17 protein-coding genes and 1 tRNA gene are annotated in these 19,547 nt (G+C 45.8%); 4 read left to right on the top strand and 14 right to left on the bottom strand.

Annotated elements, in window-relative coordinates:
• Nucleotides 1–25: 25 nt before the first annotated feature.
• A complete protein-coding gene (locus KI659_RS07840; RefSeq protein WP_213944796.1) occupies nt 26–463 on the bottom strand; it encodes a GNAT family N-acetyltransferase in 438 nt (145 codons plus the stop codon).
• Complete coding sequence (locus KI659_RS07835; protein WP_213944795.1) at nt 432–1,421, bottom strand: PhoH family protein; 990 nt, start codon at nt 1,419–1,421, stop codon at nt 432–434. The genes KI659_RS07840 and KI659_RS07835 overlap by 32 nt, the downstream gene beginning before the upstream one ends.
• A 107-nt stretch (nt 1,422–1,528) precedes the next feature.
• On the opposite strand from KI659_RS07835, the gene KI659_RS07830 reads away from it, so the two are divergent.
• The 3 genes from KI659_RS07830 (at nt 1,529) to KI659_RS07820 (ending at nt 2,936) form a co-directional block, all read left to right on the top strand.
• A complete protein-coding gene (locus KI659_RS07830; protein WP_213944794.1) occupies nt 1,529–2,302 on the top strand; it encodes an SAM hydrolase/SAM-dependent halogenase family protein in 774 nt (257 codons plus the stop codon).
• A gap of 20 nt (nt 2,303–2,322) precedes the next feature.
• Nucleotides 2,323–2,622, top strand: coding sequence for a putative quinol monooxygenase (locus tag KI659_RS07825; protein ID WP_213944793.1), 300 nt, complete (start codon nt 2,323–2,325; stop codon nt 2,620–2,622).
• A 232-nt stretch (nt 2,623–2,854) separates the two neighbouring features.
• Nucleotides 2,855–2,936, top strand: a tRNA-Leu gene (locus tag KI659_RS07820).
• A gap of 359 nt (nt 2,937–3,295) precedes the next feature.
• Here KI659_RS07820 and KI659_RS07815 read toward each other — a convergent pair.
• The 5 genes from KI659_RS07815 to KI659_RS07795 all read right to left on the bottom strand — a co-directional run bounded on the left by KI659_RS07815 (nt 3,296) and on the right by KI659_RS07795 (nt 6,413).
• On the bottom strand, nt 3,296–3,472 hold the full coding sequence (locus KI659_RS07815) for a type II toxin-antitoxin system HicA family toxin (RefSeq protein WP_213944983.1): 177 nt from the start codon (nt 3,470–3,472) through the stop codon (nt 3,296–3,298).
• 64 nt (nt 3,473–3,536) lie between these two features.
• Entirely contained in the window at nt 3,537–3,758 is a 222-nt protein-coding gene (locus tag KI659_RS07810; protein ID WP_213944792.1) for a type II toxin-antitoxin system HicB family antitoxin, read from the bottom strand.
• Between the two features lie 394 nt (nt 3,759–4,152).
• A complete protein-coding gene (locus tag KI659_RS07805; RefSeq protein ID WP_213944791.1) occupies nt 4,153–4,344 on the bottom strand; it encodes a hypothetical protein in 192 nt (63 codons plus the stop codon).
• 398 nt (nt 4,345–4,742) lie between these two features.
• Entirely contained in the window at nt 4,743–5,201 is a 459-nt protein-coding gene (locus KI659_RS07800; protein WP_213944790.1) for a hypothetical protein, read from the bottom strand.
• A 360-nt stretch (nt 5,202–5,561) separates the two neighbouring features.
• Nucleotides 5,562–6,413, bottom strand: a complete 852-nt coding sequence (locus KI659_RS07795; protein WP_213944789.1) for a hypothetical protein — start codon at nt 6,411–6,413, stop codon at nt 5,562–5,564.
• Between the two features lie 88 nt (nt 6,414–6,501).
• Between KI659_RS07795 and KI659_RS07790 the strand changes: the two genes are divergently transcribed.
• Entirely contained in the window at nt 6,502–7,323 is an 822-nt protein-coding gene (locus tag KI659_RS07790) for a fimbrial biogenesis chaperone (protein WP_213944788.1), read from the top strand.
• Between the two features lie 54 nt (nt 7,324–7,377).
• Here the strand turns inward: KI659_RS07790 and KI659_RS07785 are convergent, their stop codons facing one another.
• The 7 genes from KI659_RS07785 to KI659_RS07755 all read right to left on the bottom strand — a co-directional run bounded on the left by KI659_RS07785 (nt 7,378) and on the right by KI659_RS07755 (nt 19,312).
• Nucleotides 7,378–7,884 carry a hypothetical protein gene (locus KI659_RS07785; protein ID WP_213944787.1) on the bottom strand — a complete coding sequence of 169 codons (507 nt, stop codon included), beginning with the start codon at nt 7,882–7,884 and terminating at the stop codon, nt 7,378–7,380.
• 247 nt (nt 7,885–8,131) lie between these two features.
• Nucleotides 8,132–10,837, bottom strand: a complete 2,706-nt coding sequence (locus tag KI659_RS07780; RefSeq protein ID WP_213944786.1) for an MSCRAMM family protein — start codon at nt 10,835–10,837, stop codon at nt 8,132–8,134.
• 354 nt (nt 10,838–11,191) lie between these two features.
• Nucleotides 11,192–11,488 (bottom strand): hypothetical protein, encoded by a 297-nt coding sequence (locus KI659_RS07775; protein WP_213944785.1) that lies wholly within the window; start codon nt 11,486–11,488, stop codon nt 11,192–11,194.
• Between the two features lie 364 nt (nt 11,489–11,852).
• Entirely contained in the window at nt 11,853–12,464 is a 612-nt protein-coding gene (locus tag KI659_RS07770; protein ID WP_213944784.1) for a thioredoxin family protein, read from the bottom strand.
• A 2-nt stretch (nt 12,465–12,466) separates the two neighbouring features.
• Complete coding sequence (locus tag KI659_RS07765) at nt 12,467–12,925, bottom strand: TlpA family protein disulfide reductase (RefSeq protein WP_213944783.1); 459 nt, start codon at nt 12,923–12,925, stop codon at nt 12,467–12,469.
• Nucleotides 12,926–13,184: 259 nt separating this feature from the next.
• Nucleotides 13,185–18,212, bottom strand: coding sequence for a putative type IX secretion system sortase PorU2 (gene porU2, locus KI659_RS07760; RefSeq protein ID WP_213944782.1), 5,028 nt, complete (start codon nt 18,210–18,212; stop codon nt 13,185–13,187).
• 2 nt (nt 18,213–18,214) lie between these two features.
• Nucleotides 18,215–19,312, bottom strand: a complete 1,098-nt coding sequence (locus KI659_RS07755) for a putative type IX sorting system protein PorV2 (RefSeq protein ID WP_213944982.1) — start codon at nt 19,310–19,312, stop codon at nt 18,215–18,217.
• Between the last annotated feature and the right edge of the window lie 235 nt (nt 19,313–19,547).

The following is a 19,547-nucleotide window of genomic DNA, read 5'->3' as shown; positions in this document are numbered from 1 at the left end:
AGCATTTTAAACGAAAAAAGATACCTTAAAGGTATCTTTTCATTTTGTAATGTTCGATTTCACACTCCGAGAAGATATCCCCCTCTTTTTCAAAATTGAACTTCTCATACAAAGGCACCGCAGCTAGCTGGGCATGCATGTAAAGCAATTGCCCTTTGGCGGCCTCTTCCCTGGCGATGTCGTCAACGACTGCCTTGACCAAAGCCTGCCCCACTCCTTTGCCTCTCATTTCCTTCAATACGGCAAACCGCTCCAGCTTCACGCCGTTGTCGGTATACCGCCAGCGGGCCGTACCGGCGGGCACGCCTTCCAGCAGGGCCAGAAAGTGTGTGGAAGTCTCCTCAAACTCATCGTATTCCTCTTCGGGATGTACGTTTTGCTCAAAGACAAAAACCTCCTGCCTTATATTGAAAATGGCCGTGAGGGCCTCCTCAGTTTTTATTTTGGTTATTTCGATATTCATTTTTCCTTCTCTCCTTTTCTTGATCATCTCTATCATAAGCTTCTATTATAGATTTTACCAACCTGTGACGGATCACATCCTTTCCGCTAAGGTTGACCACACCTATACCGTTTACATCCTTCAATACGCCAAGCGCTACGCTCAAACCTGACTTTTGCCGGGTAGGAAGATCGACTTGGGACTGATCACCTGTCACTATTACTTTTGAATTTGGCCCCATACGGGTCAAAAACATCTTGATTTGTTCACTGGTCGTGTTTTGAGCTTCATCCAATAACACAAACGCGTCGTGCAGAGTTCGTCCCCTCATATAGGCCAGGGGGGCGATTTCGATCACGCGCGTTTCTTGGTAGAACTTCAATTTTTCAGCCGGCACCATGTCGCTGAGCGCATCGTAGATCGGCCTCAAATACGGATCAAGCTTCTCCTGAAGATCGCCTGGCAAAAAACCGAGGTTTTCACCGGCTTCCACCGCTGGCCTGGTGATGATGATCCGCTTCACCTCCCTGTTTTTCAGCGCCCGCACCGCCAATGCCACGGCTATGTAGGTTTTACCCGTACCGGCAGGCCCAAGGGCAAACACCAGGTCGTTTTGATAGCTGGCCTCCACTAGCTTGCGCTGGTTGGCAGACTTGGGCTTGATCACCAAACCTTTGTTACCGAAAACAATCACATCATTCTTTGGCGAAGCCTCAAATGGCACCCCTTCCATCTCGATATACTCCTTGACATTATCCGGGGTCACCTGACCGAAACGGTTGAAATGCTGCAGGAGCATGTTGAGGATATCGTTGATACGTAGGATTTCAGGCGCCCGGCCCTGTATGCGGATCTCATTTCCCCTGGAAACGATCTTGCTCTGTGGAAAAGCAGCGGCAATTTGGCGAATATTCTCATTTTCCGTACCCAGAAACTCCAGTAGCGGAATATTCTCTAATGTAATTATTTTCTCTACCAATCCTTTTCTCTCGATTTAAAGGTTATTTGATTATTCTACGTAAGAATAAAATTCTATTTTTGTTTTTAAGATACTAACAAAAATACAAAATTAATTAACTTGATTCTATGGCCTTAGTAACATTCACCTCGGATTTTGGCGATACCGACTTTTATGTGCCTGCCGTGAAAGCCAAAATGCTTTCCATAAATCCTCAGTTGAATATCGTGGACATTTCCCATAAAATCAAACCTTATGACATTGCCCATGCGGCTTTTTTGTTGCGCTCGGTGTACCGCAACTTCCCAAAGGGGACCATCCACCTGGTAGCCATCAACAGCACCAGCAGTATGACAGATGGCTTTATTGGCATCAAACTCAATGAGCATATTTTTATAGGTCCGAACAACGGCGTGTTAAGCATGTTGTCGGACACCGATCCCGGCATTATAGTACAATTTGCTGACATCCACATTAAAGACAGCACATTTCCTGCCAAAGACATCTTGGCACCTATCGCAGCGAAGGTCGCCAGCGGCGCGGCCATACATGATTTTGGAGGACCGCTAAATTCCATAAAAAGAATGCTGTCCCGCCAATTCAAGGCCACCAAAAAGGAGATTGTTGGCTATGTCATCCATGTGGATAATTATGAAAACCTTATCACCAACATCCCCAAAGATGTGTTTGACAAACTCAATCCGGGTAAATTCACCATAGAATTCAGCCGGGAAGTGCTCCACAGCCTCAATGATTCCTACGATACCGTGGAGCCGGGCGACTGTTTTGCTTTCTTTAACAGCCTGGGGCTGCTGGAAATCGGAATCAACCACGGGGAGGGGGCCAAATTGCTGGGTCTCCGACTGGACAGCCCCGTTTTTATCCATTTCGAACAAGATTAAACCTTAACCACCCTTTACCTATGTTGATCAGGACCGTGCGCATGACCTTTCAGCCAAACAAGGCAGATGAATTCCTGGAGATCTTCAATTCAAGCAAGAAAATGATCCGAAATTTCCCGGGCTGCACCCATCTGGAACTTTGGCAGGACTATCATCAGAAAAATATTTTCACCACCTTCAGCCATTGGGAAGATGAGGAGGCGCTGAACAATTACCGTGATTCTGAACTCTTTAGATCGACCTGGAAGAAAACCAAGGCACTTTTCCAGGAAAAACCGGTCGCCCATAGCCAAAAAAAATCACAGGAAGTGGCCCCCTAGTATTGCACGATTAAAATTCTTTCCCCATATTTGCACTCCGATCAGCAAGCAACGAAAACACTAAAAGAGTGGTGGACATGCATCAAAGCTGAAAGGAACACAGACTACATGTCAAAGACATGCCCAGATGGCGGACCTGCCTGCCGGCAAAGGCAGGATCGGTAGACGCGTTGGTCTCAAACACGATATTCGCAGTTTACAAGAAACTGAATTTATATATTAAAAGTAAAATGCCCAGATGGCGGAATCGGTAGACGCGTTGGTCTCAAACACCAATGCCGCAAGGCGTGCCGGTTCGACTCCGGCTCTGGGTACACTGGCCGAAAAGCTCTCGAAAGAGGGCTTTTCTTTTTTTAAAGCCATTTTTTTTAGACTCATAATTTTTCTCCTTATGCCGATCTTTGTATATGCAATCAAAAGCTTGGTCAGAAACTACCTCATTCTAACCGAAGAATTCCCGTCTAGAACGGAAGCACGAAAAAGAGAAAAGTTTCTGAAAGCGGGGAGCGGAAAAAAGTACTTAAAATCTTTATAAGAGCACTCAAACACCAATGCCGCAAGGCGTGCCGGTTCGAACCTGCCTGCCTGCCAAGGCACGCAGGCAGACAGGTCCGGCCCTGGGTACAAGGACTCCTTTTAGGAGTCCTTATTTTTTTTTAACGAAAGTGCATACTTAAATGAGGTCATCTTTACTCAACCCCACCTGTTTTAAAATACTTAATAGCGTACCTTTTTTCATATCTAAAGAATGGACTGGCACTATAACTCTTAGTCCATTGGGATGGCGAAATAAGTGATGACTTCCTTTACTTCTCTCTAGGCTAAAACCATGAGATTCCAGAATTTTGATGAGTTGTTTGGAGTAACGCTTTTCATTTAGCTAAAAAAATAAAGCAGTATTAAAAACTTATATTTCACGCTACTGTTATGGATATTTCCAGGTTTTCACTGTCATTAGGCACTTCTTCCCCCTCTGCCTCAAGATCTTCTACGTAAAGATCAATCGCCTCTTTGGCCATGGCTTTAGCCTCTTCAATACTTTCTCCCCAAGTTTCACATCCAGGTAGCGAAGGGACAATTACTGTATACCCGCCTTCCGGTTCTGGTTTAAGTATGATACGAAATGTTCTACTCATGGTAATTATAACGAAAAAGTAGAACTTTGAGGTTATCCTGTTTCTGAGACCCGTCTCCCTTCATGATCCTTACTTGAAATCACAGAATTATCTCAAAAAAGAAAAAAGCGGGAAATCGTAAAAGGAAAGCGTAACGTAACCGCCAACATTGCCCTAAAACTGGAAAAAGAATTGGGGATTGCTGCAGAATTCTGGATATCCCTTCAGATGGATTATGACTTATATATCTGTGCAGAAATCTATCCCAATAAATCCAAAATTCACGATTGCGGTTTTGGCACTTTTTGAAGGACGGAATGATTTGGATTTTTGAAAACATGGAGGATGAATTGGGCTTCATAAGGCTTTCTATTAATAGCTAAAAAAATCAAAGTAGGTCAATAATGAGCTTGTCCTATCCCTTTTCGCTAACCCCCTTTCGCTTCACCTTGGACTCAGCATAACAAACCGGGCTGCTATTTTCTATCTTCGTTGCATCCCTAACCGCCATCAAAATATTATCAACAACCCCGATTTTCGCCACCACCTCCATCTCCTCCCTAAAAGGCGAGCCAACCCAGATATTATATGGTTTTATTTTAAGCATGGTTTTATCAAGTATAGGATTATTCTTAATGAAAATAATAATGAATAATGAACGCTGAATGATGAATGATGAAGTGTCGCTTAGCCTTCTATTATTAACCTATCCCCCGACCACAACCCGGCTTTTATCCAACCTTCACCCAACGCAAACTTGGGCCAGTGTTGGGTAAGAGTTGAGTCATGGTTGGGTGAATGTCGGGCCATAGACGCTTCATACATACTTGATGGATACCTAGTACAGGGTACAAAGTACTAGGTACCAAGTACTAAGTACACCGAATTACGCTACTAAACTGCGGTTGCAAGAAATATGAATTATGATAGAAAATCAGGCTTTGCGACTTCGTAAGAAGGTACTCTGTGGGGAAACTTCGTGCCCTTCGTGACCCATTTCAATGTTCACTGCTGGCTCACTGTATACACCAGGCTCACCCGGAAGTTCCCCGGGGCATAGTACCTTTCCATCAAATCTGCACGGTAGTCTATATCAAACTGGTTTCCGGGCCGGCTATTATCACCACGGCGCCCACTGTTGAGAACTTGGCTGCTGCCGCTGATGGGCAGGTAATTTTGGTTACCATTCACACGGACTTGCAGCACCTCCACGGGCAGCTCAGAACCCCCTTCTTCGGTAAGGAAATAATCGCTTTCGGCCCTTACGCTCAGGTTCCAGTCCTTATTAGACCGAATGCCTATACTACTGGCCCCGATGAGTTCCATGCCCTGCTCCACCTGCTGGCGGTCGGTAAACTCAAACCTGGCCTCCCCGCCTAGGTTGTTTTTCAGATCCAGCCCCATCACCTCATGGATGACAATACGGACTTGGTCAATGGCGGTGGTATTATTACTCTGGGCCATAAGATTATTATTTGCCCCTATATTTAAAACACCAAACAAAATAGCGAACATAAAGAATCTCATCATCATTCTCCCTCCTTATAGTTAAATTATCAGTCCATGATATACCTAAGTATACGGACAAAAAGTTCATAAGGATAAAAGAGAATGGCTTGCTAAAATGTTTGAGTAATGTGACGAAATTAGCTGATTAAAGTCACTGAAAGTAAAGGGGGTAAGGGGATTTATTATAAAGTTATCTGTTGATTTTATGCAAAAACGGGGATTTTTGATTTGAAGAAATGCAGAATTGCAAGGAGGAAAAGCGGAATACTTTGTTTACAAAACATTAGAAATAAAGAAGATTAAAAATTCAAGTCATTATGGCCTAGATAGCGTAAATAACAGATTGGCTGAATATTCATTAGGAGGTGTTGTTAAGCCAGGAGTTACCTTAATATCAACACCAAAATCATAATTTTTCTTACCACCGAATATAAATGGTATATCTCCAAGCTGATGATAAGCTTCGGTTCCATTTTTACGAATGCTAATAATAGAACTATTAACAGACTCTCCCGCGCCACTTGTGAATCCAGATGATTCAGCTTTAAATATCCAATCTATATTACTTTTTATTTTAAACCTTATTGCATTCCCAGTAGGAATACCACCGGTAAGCTGATCAATGGTTTTAAATTCGAGAAACCCCATATTTATTACCCCTTTTTCTAATTCTAATAATTCAGGAAACGAAAAAGTTAAAGGAACTCTTTTAATATCTTGACAATTTAAACCATTTTGGCCCTCACAAACTCGTATATTTAATGACATGGAATAAGAATAATATGGGAGTATAGAACCTAGGGAATTAATTCTAAATTCAAATGACTGAATTTCAGAATTGCCCCTCCCCCCTTTTCTTCCACTTGCAACTCTCTGGTATTGTGCATTAAGCGGTATAGAAATATTGGAATTCCTAATAATAACTTTATTAGAAAGCTCATCAATCAGCCCCTCAATTTGCATATCGATATAATAATCTCTTTGCAACCCGTTAATTTCTATAGAAAAATTACCCAAATCATAAATTAACTCAATTCTTTCCGGATTAGTTACATAATCAGCGTGAAAGGTTGAGGGCATAGAATAATTCGGAGTTTCTAATTGACTATAAGCCTGTGTTGAAATAAAAAAGAATAGAAAAACTAATATTAGAGAGCATTTTTGCATGTATCAAAAATACGTCAACCCGCTTTCTTCACAAAACAAAAATCGCTTATTTTGACAAAATTTTAGCACAAATAACGGCATACCCCTCATGAAATACATTTTACAAAAGTTTAAATTGAAATTATCCTGTTTTCTAGTTTTGGCAGCGACTTCAATCACAATCACTCAGGCCCAAAACATCAGCGTATACCCCACTACCTTGGACTTCAACCTTTCGGCGGGCAACAGCCAGGTGCAGCGGGTGGCTGTGACCAATGTGTCCAACAAGGAGATCTTCATTGAGGCCGAACTAGGGGACTGGCTGAGGGATCCTATGGGAAACCACCAGTATTTCAAACCCGACACCCTCGACCGCTCCCTTGGCCCATACCTCACCATGGACCGCAACTTCACCAGCATAGCACCGGGAGAGACCGAGGATGTGCAGCTGACACTATCCCTGCCAGGCGAGCCAGAACTCAACGAAGCCATGCGCTGGAGCATGCTCTTCATTACGGGAGTGGAACCCAAGACTGATATAGAAGAAGAAAACACCGGACAGGTCCGCACCCAGATCAGGGAAGTTTTCCGTTTCGGCATCCACATCTACCAGACCCCTCCAACCCTCACCAAAAAGTCCGCAGAAATCAATGATTTATTCTTAAATGAAGAAGGCCTGATCCAACTGGAAATGAAAAACACAGGGGAATATATGCTGCAATGCAAAGCCCATTTGGAACTGGTACACTTGGAATCAGGTAAGGAAATCAAAACTGAAAAGAGGGAGTTTCCTGTTTTTCCGGAGGGAGAAAGAAAGTTGTTGTTTGAAAAACCGGACGGATTGGAAAATGGAGAATATGCGGTTATGGCAGTAATTGATTATGATCCGAATATGCCGATGGAGGCTGTGGAAACAACTCTGAAGCTATAAAAAATAATGGCTAGATTAAAATTAATCTAGCCATTATTTTTTTATCATTTTTAATTATTGCTGTGTAAGTGTATACGCTACTTCAACATTATATTCCTTGGGTTCTAAACTAATTCCTGGTTTTATTTTATAAAATACATCTTTAACTAGTTCATGAGTAGGAGCTTGTTCTTTCCAAAACTCGACTTCATTTAAAGTCCCAAAAGGAACAAAACTTCCTTCCGTATTTGTGGTTGAAATTGTAAATATATCACCTACAAGAATCTCTGGGTCTCCTGTCAATTTAGCATCGACTCTCCACTTTTGATTGGAACTGATTTTTAATTTCCCTACCAATCTATCTTTACCCTCTATAAGGTCTGTAAGATTATCAAATACAAATATACTCCCCTCAGCATCAGGGGTGAATTCTAATGAAGCAAGTGGCAAAATATCAATCGTTACAGCATGATTGGCAGTTTTTACTACTTTGGACTTATCACCATCACCTTCTCCACTTGCCTTTGACACCTGCACTGCACTCACTACTAAAAACGCGGATAATAAAATCTTCTTAATCATGGTAATTTTTTTAAGGTTTAAGTTTGTTGTTCGGGTGTTTTATCAAGTGCCACAAAAGTATATTCTGTTTCACATATATCAAAACGAAATGCAATTTATTTGACATTAAATCCTTTATTTTTTATTCAAAATACAAATAAGTGATTTTACCTATTTTTCTTATTCACTTTTAACCATATGGTTTTAAGCCATTTACGAAAGAATCATCCGCTATTCATATAGTTCTTTTTACCAGTCACCTTCAGAACTATCTTCGGCTTATTCTTCGGATATTCATGTCCCTGGCCTTTTGGCGGATGGTGAAATGAACCTCGCAGCGCCCGTTATCCAACAGATCCACGGATTGGCTGCTGTTCTCGATCTGATATTTGTCAGCCGACAAGCCTGCCGAACTCAAGGTCACAATGTATCTTCCCGAAGGCACGTTGAGCAGGAACTCCCCTTTGCTGTTCACAATGGTCTCATATTGTTCTCCCTTTTCGTTCACCACATTCACTTTCATACCCTGTGGATTGAACCTGTCAGTCTGGTTATCGTCATGGATCCCCCTAACTGAGCCCTTGATGAACTTGCTCTTTATAAACGGTACGCCATAAGCCCCACCCCTATAAGTGGTGAAGTGCTGCTCCACTCCCCTGGCAGGCACCCAGCCCACCAGATTCCGCATGTTGCGCATCTCGAGGGTGTACTTCCCGTCTTCCACATTTTTGTAGGTGATCACCCCTTCCGCATCAGTCATCGCCATTCGGCCATTGACCATCACATATTCGTTGGCTATCACTTCTTCACCGGCATCCCATACCCCATTGCGGTTTTCATCCTTGAAGAACTTCAGCTTGAGATCATGGTATTTTCTGATCCCCACAGTAGGCACGCTAAGCTTTTTCCCCAAGTTGAAATTGACAAAGCTGTTGTTTCGGCTTAGCATATTCAGGGACACGGATAGTCCGCCATAAAAACCTGCTTTGGGAAGATTAAAGCGGAAGGAATTTCTCACGAAAAGCATCTCACGATCAAAGAACACGTTGTCCTTGAAATATTCCGCCTGGGTGTTGTTGCTGAATTGGGCGCCGTTTTTAAGAGTTTTGGTAAAATCCACATAGGGGCCGGCCTGTATCCGCTGGGGAAGGATATTGTCCTCAAAGTCCCGCACCACCTCATTGTAAAAATTCGGTCCACGGTCCACACGGCCCCTAATCCCAAAACTCCTATAGCTCAAGTTGAAATTGTTGGTCATGGCAATCCTGCTGTACACATCCTCCAGACCTTCCAGCGTCACATAGCTGAGCGCCGAGTTCAGGGAAAATCTCACAGGAAGATTGCCCCCATAATTATAGGTCCAGGCAGTTCTAAGGTACTGCGCCATTGGCCCGGCCTGCATGGCAAAGCGCTGCTCCATATAAGAAAAGGTTCCGCTCATCCTGGCCTTCTTATAGACAAAACTGTTTCGCACCCCCGTCTCCTTCAGTTGCATCGCGTCCACCACGTAGATGCTGTCAGGGGTGAAGATCATTGGCCTTCTTGCGGTCTGGTTGTGGAAAGCAGAAAGCTCGTAATTCTTCCAGGATTTCCTCACCTGGTGCCGCTGATAAGAAAAACCCCTGTTGATCCCGATAAAGGTGTCGGAATAGTTATTGATCTGGGAAATGGCGCTGAAACCGTTTTTTTGATATGCCACCTCGTAGCCCCATAGGTGGCCTTCGGTCAATCGGCCTTGGAAGTTGTCAAATTCATTGGAATAACCGCCCGAAACACCCACCGTCCAGGCTCTGTTGATCTGATACTGCAGGCTTTTGGTAAAGAGGTAATTGTAGCTGCCGCTTTGGTAATCATAATTGGCAAAATGATGAACCGTGCCCGCCACATCTTGGGCATATTTGAACCCTCCCGAATAATCCACCTGATAAAGGGGATCCATACGGCTCTGGCTGACGGTCAGGTCATGGAATTCCTTATCAGATTTATGGTAGCTCATGCCTGCCCCGTAACCGTTGATCAGGAAGTCGGTAAATTTGATGATGGTACCGGCGGTGTAGGTAAAGTCGCCTTTTCTATAATGGGCCTGATATAGGGAGTTGGGCCCGCCAAGATGCCCCATACCGTCCGTACGCATGTTGATGCCCAAGGCTTGGTCATTGTGAAGCTCTATGGAACCAGCAAGGTTGAGAAACATCATGGGACGTCCCAGGCTGCTTCGAAAACCCTGAACTTCCATTGTCAAGGGGATATCATAATAGGCATTCTGTTGCTGCCGGATTTCGGAGCCGACCAGCTGAATATTCCCGGTCATTTCCTTTTTGCCTTCAAAGCCATCTCTCAAGGAAAACCTGATTTGGTCAAGTTCCAGGTCAGCAAGGGAGGTTTCCGCTACAGGAAAACTCAACCGGATCAAGGTATCCCTTTTGGCCTCCAGTGCGAAAAACAGGCGCTCATCTATCAGCTTTTGACCTTTCTGGCTCGTGGATCTAAGGGTGAATTCCTCCCGTCGATTCCCCCTGTTCTGCACGTTGAGCTCAAACTCGACCATGTCCTCATACTGGACCAGCACTTGGTTATTTGCCAAATTCGCTCTCCAGTTTCTGCTTTCCTGGGTTTTGATCACAAAGTCGAAAGGCTCTAGAAGCTCCTGTGTATCCTGCATGAGGATCTGAAAGCTTACCGGATCCGCCCTGAAGTCACTTTCCTGATGATATCGGTAAGAAAAACGGATGGGAAGGATGATTTGCTGACCCGGTCCGATATTGATAGTGCGCTCAAGATCAGAGATCATCCTGATCTTATCGTTATCCAAAAGCTGTACTTTGATATTTACCGCTTGGGGTGAAGGGTTGGAAATAATCAGCCTGTTTAGGCCTAAATCATTCTCGTTAAGGTTAATTTCTTTCTCCGAAAAATGATATTCCAAAATATTTTCGAAGTTTCCGAACTGCTGGGCCGTGGAAATTTGGCTCAAGCAACATAGCAATAGACAAGAAACAATCCCCTTTAGTGCTAATCGGAACATGGATACTTTATACGCTTCAAATGCAACAGGACTACACCTGCCACAGGTTATTTTGTAAGCGACTCAAAACAAAGCATTTAGGACACAAACCCTTTCACCCCTCTTCCGATCTACCAAATATTCGTCTGAATCGTATGCAAAAGTATAAGATCCGATTAGATTAACAAGCGAAAAAGTGGATATATTATGCGTTTTTTGTTATATGAATTATATCGTACTATGTACTAAGTACTATGTACTAAGCTTCAACTGCGGCAACAAAACCCCTTCATAGTACATTGTACCTAGTACCTAGTACAACATTTAAACCCCCTTAACCGGGAAATCATAAAAATACTTCTCCCCGTTTACCACGATGATGTATTGGTGTGTCTTGTATTCCTCAGGCAAGGGCAGAAGATCGTCAATGAAGGAAAACTCCTCGCTGATCTTTGGGGGGATGCCCTTGTTGTGGGCCATCAGGAAGTGCATAAAATCCTCCGGCACATAATATATAAAAGGCTTCATTTCCTTATCCGGGTGGTCAACTTTAAAAGCATCCTGGGTCTTTTGGTGGTTTTCAAGGAGCACGGATTTCTCCTTATCGGTCAATGTTCTCATAAACTTGAATATTAAAAATGTTGGTTATTGGGTAGTAGAGCAATTGTTATGCCTTGAAAATTGTACTAGGCGTCTGGGTACCAAGTACCAGGTACCAGGTACCAAGTACTTCTAGGACTGGGCTTGATTTTAGGCCATTTTGAGGTCCTCCTGTCATTTACGGCCCCTATCCCCGTAACCCTCCCTCCGAGCTTCGCTCTACGGATGGGGTATGTTTTAATGACCACAATGGCCACAAAGGGCACAAAAATATAAACATGCATGTGCGAAGAAGCCTTTGTGCCACTTCTTTGAAACTTTGTGCTCTTCGTGACCATTTTATCCGCGAAGAGGCTCTCCCGTCTCCGGTCTTCCGTCTTCCGTCTTATTTCCTAAACTTTATCGTGCACCCAATCGCCTTGGTGCTGGTTTCGGCGATCTGTCGGTCGTCCAACAGGGCATCCACTGCTTCTTCCACATACCTCTCCGTCACCTCACTGGCGTCCCTATAGTTGTTATCTATTGCCCCAATATACTTCACCACCAATTCATCATCCTGCTTCTGCAATAGATACACCTCAGGCGTACGGGTGGCGCCGTAGGCATTCACGATTTCCTGGCTTTCGTCGTACACATAGGCAAAGGGGAAGTTTTTATCCCTGGCCCTTTCCTGCATCTTCTCAAAACTGTCTCCCGGAGAAAGCGCCTCGTCGTTGGGGTTGATGGCGATCACAGGGTATCCTTTAGGCGCATACTTTTCGTGCAGCTCCATCATCCTGTCTTCATATGCCACAACATAGGGGCAGGTGTTGCAGGAAAAAATCACCAGAAAACCTTTGGCGTCCTCATGGTCGGCCATCGAAACGGTCTCACCATCCACATTCTTGAGTTCAAAATCCCTCGCGGTGTCACCTATCTGGTAACCGCTTTTCTGCGCCATTGCGCCCGTAAAAACTAGGGCAAGCAGCATTGTCATTAAAAACCTCATGTTTCTCATATTTATTTAAGTTTATTGATAAAATCCTTCAGTTCCTGCTCGCTCATTTCACCTTCGTGAAAATGCCGCTTTCCATTAGCATCTATAAATAAGGTGGCCGGGATAGCCCCTGACCAATCATCACTCACCTTGCCAATCCAGCGGTTGTAATCAATATCATCCAGCAGCACCACCGGGGAGGTGATGTTTCTCTTTTCCATAAAGTTTTCCACCCTATCCGGCTTTCTGCCATCATCCAGGGACACAAACATCAGTTCCACTCCTTCTGACCTGCTCACTGTCTGAAAGTGCGGCATCTCCTTGATGCAAGGTGCACACCAAGTGGCCCAAAAATTATACACCCGAATCCCGTCCGACGGAGCTTCTATTATTTCCTCAAACTCCTCAAAGGAAACAATCTTCAATTTCCCGTCACTGTGGAAAAGCCCGAAAGCAAGGAGGGCTATTATGATGCTTTTCATATATTCATTTTTTGGTACAAAGTACCAGGTACCAAGTACCAAGTACGGATTACAACACCTTCCAGGTCTATTAAAATATATCGAGACCTGAAAGGTTTTATTCTTCATTATCTATAAAATCCCCGCGCCGCGCCCTTTGCGATTTCCCTTGGCGTCTTTGCGTGAACTAACAAATATCTCCGCGCCCTTTGCGTTTTTTTCCCGTTGCGTCTTAGCGTGAAATCCCTGCGCCCTTTGCGTGAAACCTTTTCCTGACTATCTACCTCAACAAATACATTTTTCCATAGCCTTTCTTAAAGGCCTTGTCTCCTGCGGTGGCCCGGTGCTCCATGAACTGTCCGTTTTGCAGCACCAAAACCCTGTAGATATACACCCCGTTTGCCAATTGGTCACCAAATTCATCCTTGCCATTCCAGGCATATTCCGTGATATTATTGCCTATCCTCAGCGGGCCAAGTTCATCTTGAAAAATCTCACGAACCACCTTGCCGGTAACCGTCATGATCTGGATTTTGATCTGGTCAGGCACCTGCGTGCCGGTGACTGTAAATACAAAACGTACATTTGTACTAAAGGGATTCGGATAGGGGTAAAAATTCGTGATCTGGGCCTCATTTACCACCTCAAAATTGATCTCGTAAGGCTTTTCAGCCTCTTGGCTGTTTTCACTGTTGTTGCTGATCCGAAGCGTGTACATCCCATCCTCTAGCGGACCCGGTTTTAACTCGACCTTGAAATCACTCTCATCTGTAGCCGGAAACCATTTCAGTTTGGAACTGCTGAAATTCACCCGCTCAAATACACAGGTTTCGCACTGTCTTTTCAACATCACCTCCATTCCCACGGTATCTTTTTTATGCATGAGGCTGTTCACATCCTTCAAAGAAGCCGCCACCAGCACCGTGGGCGACACAATATCCCCATCCATAATATACACCCCGTCAAAACTCACATCCAAAACGGGACTGCTGTCATCGGGAATTACCATAAAATACCCGGGCAGGTCTACGATATTATTTTGGTAGGATTGCTCCAAAACTTCCCGAGGGTTTACAAATACATTCAAGTTGTTTTTTCCAGCACGTCCCGCAGAAGCGAAATGCACCTCAAAAGCATGGTTTTCTCCTGCCGGAACTGGAGGTATCTTGGTGGAAAAACGCTCAAACTTCCTTAAGTCCGTGTTATGGAAACTCCATTCCACAGTAAGGGAGTCGGTGAAGTCATGTCTGGAAATGTTACTGAATTCAAATTGAAGTTCTTCCTCCTCGCCTTCCCTCATCTGGATCTGCTTTTGGGCACCTTTGAAAACCAGCACACCCTCCGGCACCCCGGTGTAATTGACCTGCCAATAATTCAGTTGGCTGGGTTTGTCTGCTTCGGGATTGTCCATGGCATACCTTAGGCGGAGAAAAGGATATTGCCCAGCATTGAGGGAAGCCAATGAAAGCTCATTCTCCTGCAGTTTTTCAAACAGCACCACTTCCTCTCCATCCTCGGTCACCCCGATCAGATCCATGCTGGTATTTTCCTGGTTGAAAAGATTATTGCGCTTGATGTATTGGAAAAGCGCTCCCCATTCGCTCGCCGGCCCTACTTTAGGCGAAATGATGCTTCCCGCGGTATAATGCCCTTCCACCGACTTTTCGAATGTCAAAATCTGCTCATTGGTTTCCTGCTCCCCATTTCGCTCCGGCACTATTTCGATGGCCTCCCCGGGTTTCATTCCCTTTCGCCCAAAAAGAATATAAGGATCCCCAGTGCGAAGGTTTCGAAGCGTGGCCTCATTGGCCCCAAATTCCTTCAGTTTGATATAGGCCGCATCCGGCCAATCGGAAAAGGTCACATTCCCCACCGAAAAGATCAAAACATAATCGCCATCAGCCACCCCATCCACATAGTCGAGCAACATTTGGTTGCCTCCCACCAGATTGTTGTTTCGTATGGATTGGATAATTTGCGGCACCCGGCCACAGCTGCGCCCATCCAGCACATCAAAACCTGCCGGCGGGAAGACCAGATACGGAGTAAGGTCTTTGGCCTGAAAAGAAAGTAGGCCCAATGAACCGTTGGGACAGGTTCTGTTGCCGGCCTCCAAGATGTAGGAAATGCCATCCATCAAAAACTCGGTGTTTGTAAAGCTCAAACCCTCCGTCTGGCTGCCAAAGGTCATCACTCGAAGGTCCAGGTTGACACCTTCAAACCTCCACTCCCTTCGCGGCTCGTCGATTTCTATTTGGTATAGGCCGTTGTTTCTGAACTGGGGGAGCTTGCGCTGGGTCCAACCTTCCGGATTGTCCTTGATATAGGAAAAAGAAGATTCATTCCATCCGTCATCCTCACCCTCCCGGGGCTCCATAAATTTGGTCCTCCAATATAAAGTCAGGGAATCCTTCTGCCCTACCAACCCTTCAAAATCCACCTCCCATTTTGCCAATCCCGTAGTAAGCACTCTGGTTTCCCTTCGCACCGCACTGCTGAAACTTGGCACCGTATCCATCTGGAACATGACCGTTCGGGGGTCTGATGAAAGAGCCGTCACCTGGGCAATCAGGGTCGCCTCAGGCTTTTCCACAATACTGTAGGCCAACGGCATCAAGTTGGTGGTCCCGTTGAGCTGGATAAATTCGGAAATGGTCACCGAGTTGTTCTGGTAAGTCAGCTCATCCACAGTCCTTTCGGAATTGAGGTTGATGGTGAAAAAGTTTTCCCCAAAAGCATTGAGGTCCCGGTTTGGAATGGGAAAGGTGACCGTGTCGGCCCGGAAAACAGGCGGCAAGGTCATCGGCTCATATTGGATAACCGTCCCATCGGGCAGCCTCCGCGACACTTCCACCTTGAAACTATCCAGATCCACCCGGCCAATATTACGCGCCAAAAACTTCAAGTTTAAAGTATCGGATAGCACACTCATACCACCCTCTACTCTGCTTTCAAGAGTGACTTCCTCTGCCTTGATTGCGTAATCCGCTTTGTTTGCTGGGAAAAGTTTTGCCGCCGGATCCCCCAGCATCACCATCATCGTAGCATGTGAGCGGTAAAGCGGTCCTGCCCCATATCGGCTGTAAAGGTGTTTTTCTGCCTCAATCCGCACTTTACCTATGGATTGGTGGATGAGTGAAGAGTCAGAAAAGGCTTTCAGGTAAATCGACTCCGAATACCTCCTCAGATAGATATCCACACCCAAATTGGAGTGGGCAATAAAATTGGAAGAGCCCGCATCCCTGGCCAGCACCCAGTCCTCCCCAAAGGTGTACGGGGTACCATAAGCATTTCCGGCATCACATCCGTTGAGCAGCAGCATTGGGTAGCGCCCCTTGTTGGCATAACCCATCTGCGGATCACTGGCAAAGCCTATTTCGATATCGATGAGAGCCGGTGAGGCATGCCCGAAAAAGGTCACCATAGCCGCCCCCTGATTGACCTCATCGGAGATGTTGATAAGTTCCACTGTAGCATTGGACCTCTTCCTAAAGGTCTTCACGCTGCCTCCTAAGTAAATATCCTCGGCTATGTTTTTGAAGCCATTGAGAAAATTGAAATAGCGGTTGAGTTCAAGGGCTGAAAGGCCACCACTCAGGTGGATGATGTTTTTTTGCCAAGGTTCCTGTACACCCAGCGCCTCTTTTTCCTTTATCTTATCCAGATAGGAAGCCACCTCATCGGGATTCCGTGCCGGCACCCTGCCCAATGCGATGGCCTGGAGCTCCGGGTTTTCAGGATCCAGGTTTTGCACAAAATTATTGTCGGCATAGGGATACCCAGCCGGTGGCACCAAGTCCTGCCATTCAAATGCTCCTGGATTTCTTCTGTAGGTATAATTCACCCCGTCCACCCTTCGGGTACTAAACATCCCCAGTGCCCTGCCCAAAAGCAGCAGGTATTCGGGTTTGTTCTTGGGATAATAGGCCCTCAAAAATTCGTAAATAGCCAAAGGGCTCTTTTCCCCAAAGGAAAACTGGTTGTAAAGTTGGTCCATATTGACCGTTAGGGTATCGAAACCTCCCCCGGCGGGACTGGCGCGGTAGGCCGCATAGGCGGCCACGGGGTCCCCGTAGGAGGCTGCGGGACGTCTCAGCGACTGGTGGCTGATCATGACATAATTGGCCGGCTGGCTGGCAACATCCCGGAAGCGAAATCGTCTCATGCGGTCCACATTTTTGATCTGGCTGCTCCTCTGGAGAAGGACTTTGCGCCCCTCGGCAGCACCCCCACCGGGAATATGCAGCTCATTGCCATCCTTTTGAAAAGCCAGAACCCGCGGATTGTCCCTATCGTTGATCTCAAAACCAACGTAATCAGCGCTCACGCCAGATAAGGTCAGCCTTTCCACTCCCCGGTTGATATCAAAGGTGGCCTGATCAAAGTCCCCCGCCGAAGCCCTTTTTGGATAATTGAGCTTCAGGAAGCTCAGGGAAACATTATCCACATCCGACTCTCCCCCCAGGGATCGAACACGGATCACAATGCTGCCATCACTGTTGTAATCGGCCGGAAGCAGGTTAAACTCCACATTTCGGACCTCATATTCATCATAGGTCACCCGAAGAACTTCCCGTAAAGAATTGGCGTTGGGTCCAGCGCTGATGGCTGTTTGATGGGTGGCACCGGCTCTGCCGATGAGGTTCATCTCCACCCGGTGCTCACCTGCTGCCATGACCTCCCCCAAATTGGTCAGGCTGAAATCCAGGTGGTTATTTCTCTGGATGATTGGTCCCATCCAGCCCTGTCCCCTATCGTACTCGGGCATCCATATTCCCGGATGATAAATGGGCCCCAAGTTATATTGGTCATGAAAAACCAACAATCTTTCTGCTTGGTAAATATCTACCGAAGGAGCCGAGAGATTTACCGCTGGGGTTTGATTCATACGCAGCCCCCTCACGCCAGGTGTTACGGTCAGAAAATATGCCGTGGTGTCATTATGGGTGTTGTAGTAGGGGTTTGGCATATCGGCGGGGTTGTTGTAAAGCCGATAATCCAAGGTAGCGTCGTTCTTTTTGCCCACAAAAGTGATATGGTCGCCCGGGTCAAAGCGGCCATCCTGCTGCCCCTGCACCAAAATCGGAACCTCCTCCCCTCTATGGTACAACCTTATGTCCCGCGGGTCCACCTGGTTGACATTGATGCCGGAAGCGGAAAAGGCGGTGTAGCTGATTCTGTAAACGCCGTCTTCAGCAGTTTCTATTTTGTAATAGTCCCGACGGAAATCTATCCACTGGCTTTGGGCGGTTGCCCAAAGTGGAAATAAAAGAGTCATCGTCAAAAGGAGCCTGTAAAATTTCCCCATACTCAATTCGGCTTTTTATCCCAACCTTTGTAAATCCTGTAATTATCCTTGTGCTGATTCAAGCCCACCTTCACGCTGAAAATATGGGAATAGGGGGTTTGTGAAATACTCCCTATGTCAGACATGGCGTAGTCGATATGCACCAGGCCATTTAAAAGAAAACCAACCCCAAAACTAGGTTGGAACGCCGTGCTATAGCTCGCATCGAAGTTTTTGATCCTTTGCACGTTTCCGGCACCCCCACGCAGGTAAACCAGGTTTTTGTACGCCACCTCCAAACCCATCCGGGGATCCACGCTGAGCAAATTGCTTCTTACAATGGTATTCCGCTGCCCGTCAAAAGTGGTCTCCAGGTCCAAAATCGCCTGCATCTGAATTTCCTCAGTCAGCCAAATATCCCTTGTCAAACTGAATATAGCCCTGGGCAAGGTTAGCTCAGTGCTGTTGATGGGCACCTCGTTGTTGGTTTGGGCATACACTTCCCGCACCATTTCGGCATTGTGAAACCAGGAGTTGAAAGTGGTTGTCACATCACGCAACATCACCCCTACACGCCATTCGTCCAAAAGGACTATGCCCCCCAGGTCAAGCCCAAACCCCCAGGCATTGGCAAATTTGCCCACATTGCGGTGGATGACCTTGGTGTTGACCCCGATTTTGACAATGTCGCTGAAATCCCGCGCATAGGACAGGATCATCGCATAGTCAGCGGCGTTGAAAAACTGGATGTTGTTGTAATTTAATGCGCCATTGGCATCGTAGAGAAAGCGGGTGTCGGGGATATCATCTACCCCAAACCTGATCAGTGAGATGGCGATCTGGTTTTCTTCATCAATGGCCGTGGTGTATCCGGCATAGTCATATTTGGCGATTCCGGCAAAATACTCGGCGTGCATTAGGGAAAATTCATGTTCATGCTTCACTCCCAATATACCGGCGGGATTCCAGTAGGCGGCCGTCACGTCGCGTACATTGGAAACCTGCGCCCCTCCCATGCCCAAAGCCCGGGCTCCTACTCCGATCTGCAGGAATTCATTGGAATATTTAGGCGCAAGACTTTGCCCCTGAGCCTCAATTAGGTACAGCAAAAAAATAGGCATGCAGAAAACAATTCTTAAAAGTCCTGGGATACGGCTCATTAGACTACAAATTAAATTAAAAAAATTATTTATAATATAGATTAGGGGATTAAAAGATTAAGGGATTAACGTTAATCCCTTAATCAGCACGCAGGGCATAAACCCTTAAACCACCTTAAGCCTTCACCGCCCTAAAAACATACCAGCCACTAGTAAATAAACCCCTTCCCATAATTTAAAAACTGCTCGAAACCGT

This window comes from Litoribacter ruber (assembly GCF_018449405.1).
GTDB classification, from domain to species: Bacteria; Bacteroidota; Bacteroidia; order Cytophagales; family Cyclobacteriaceae; genus Litoribacter; species Litoribacter ruber.
Note: the sequence above shows the minus strand (reverse complement) of the source record. Positions and strands in the feature narration are given on the sequence as shown.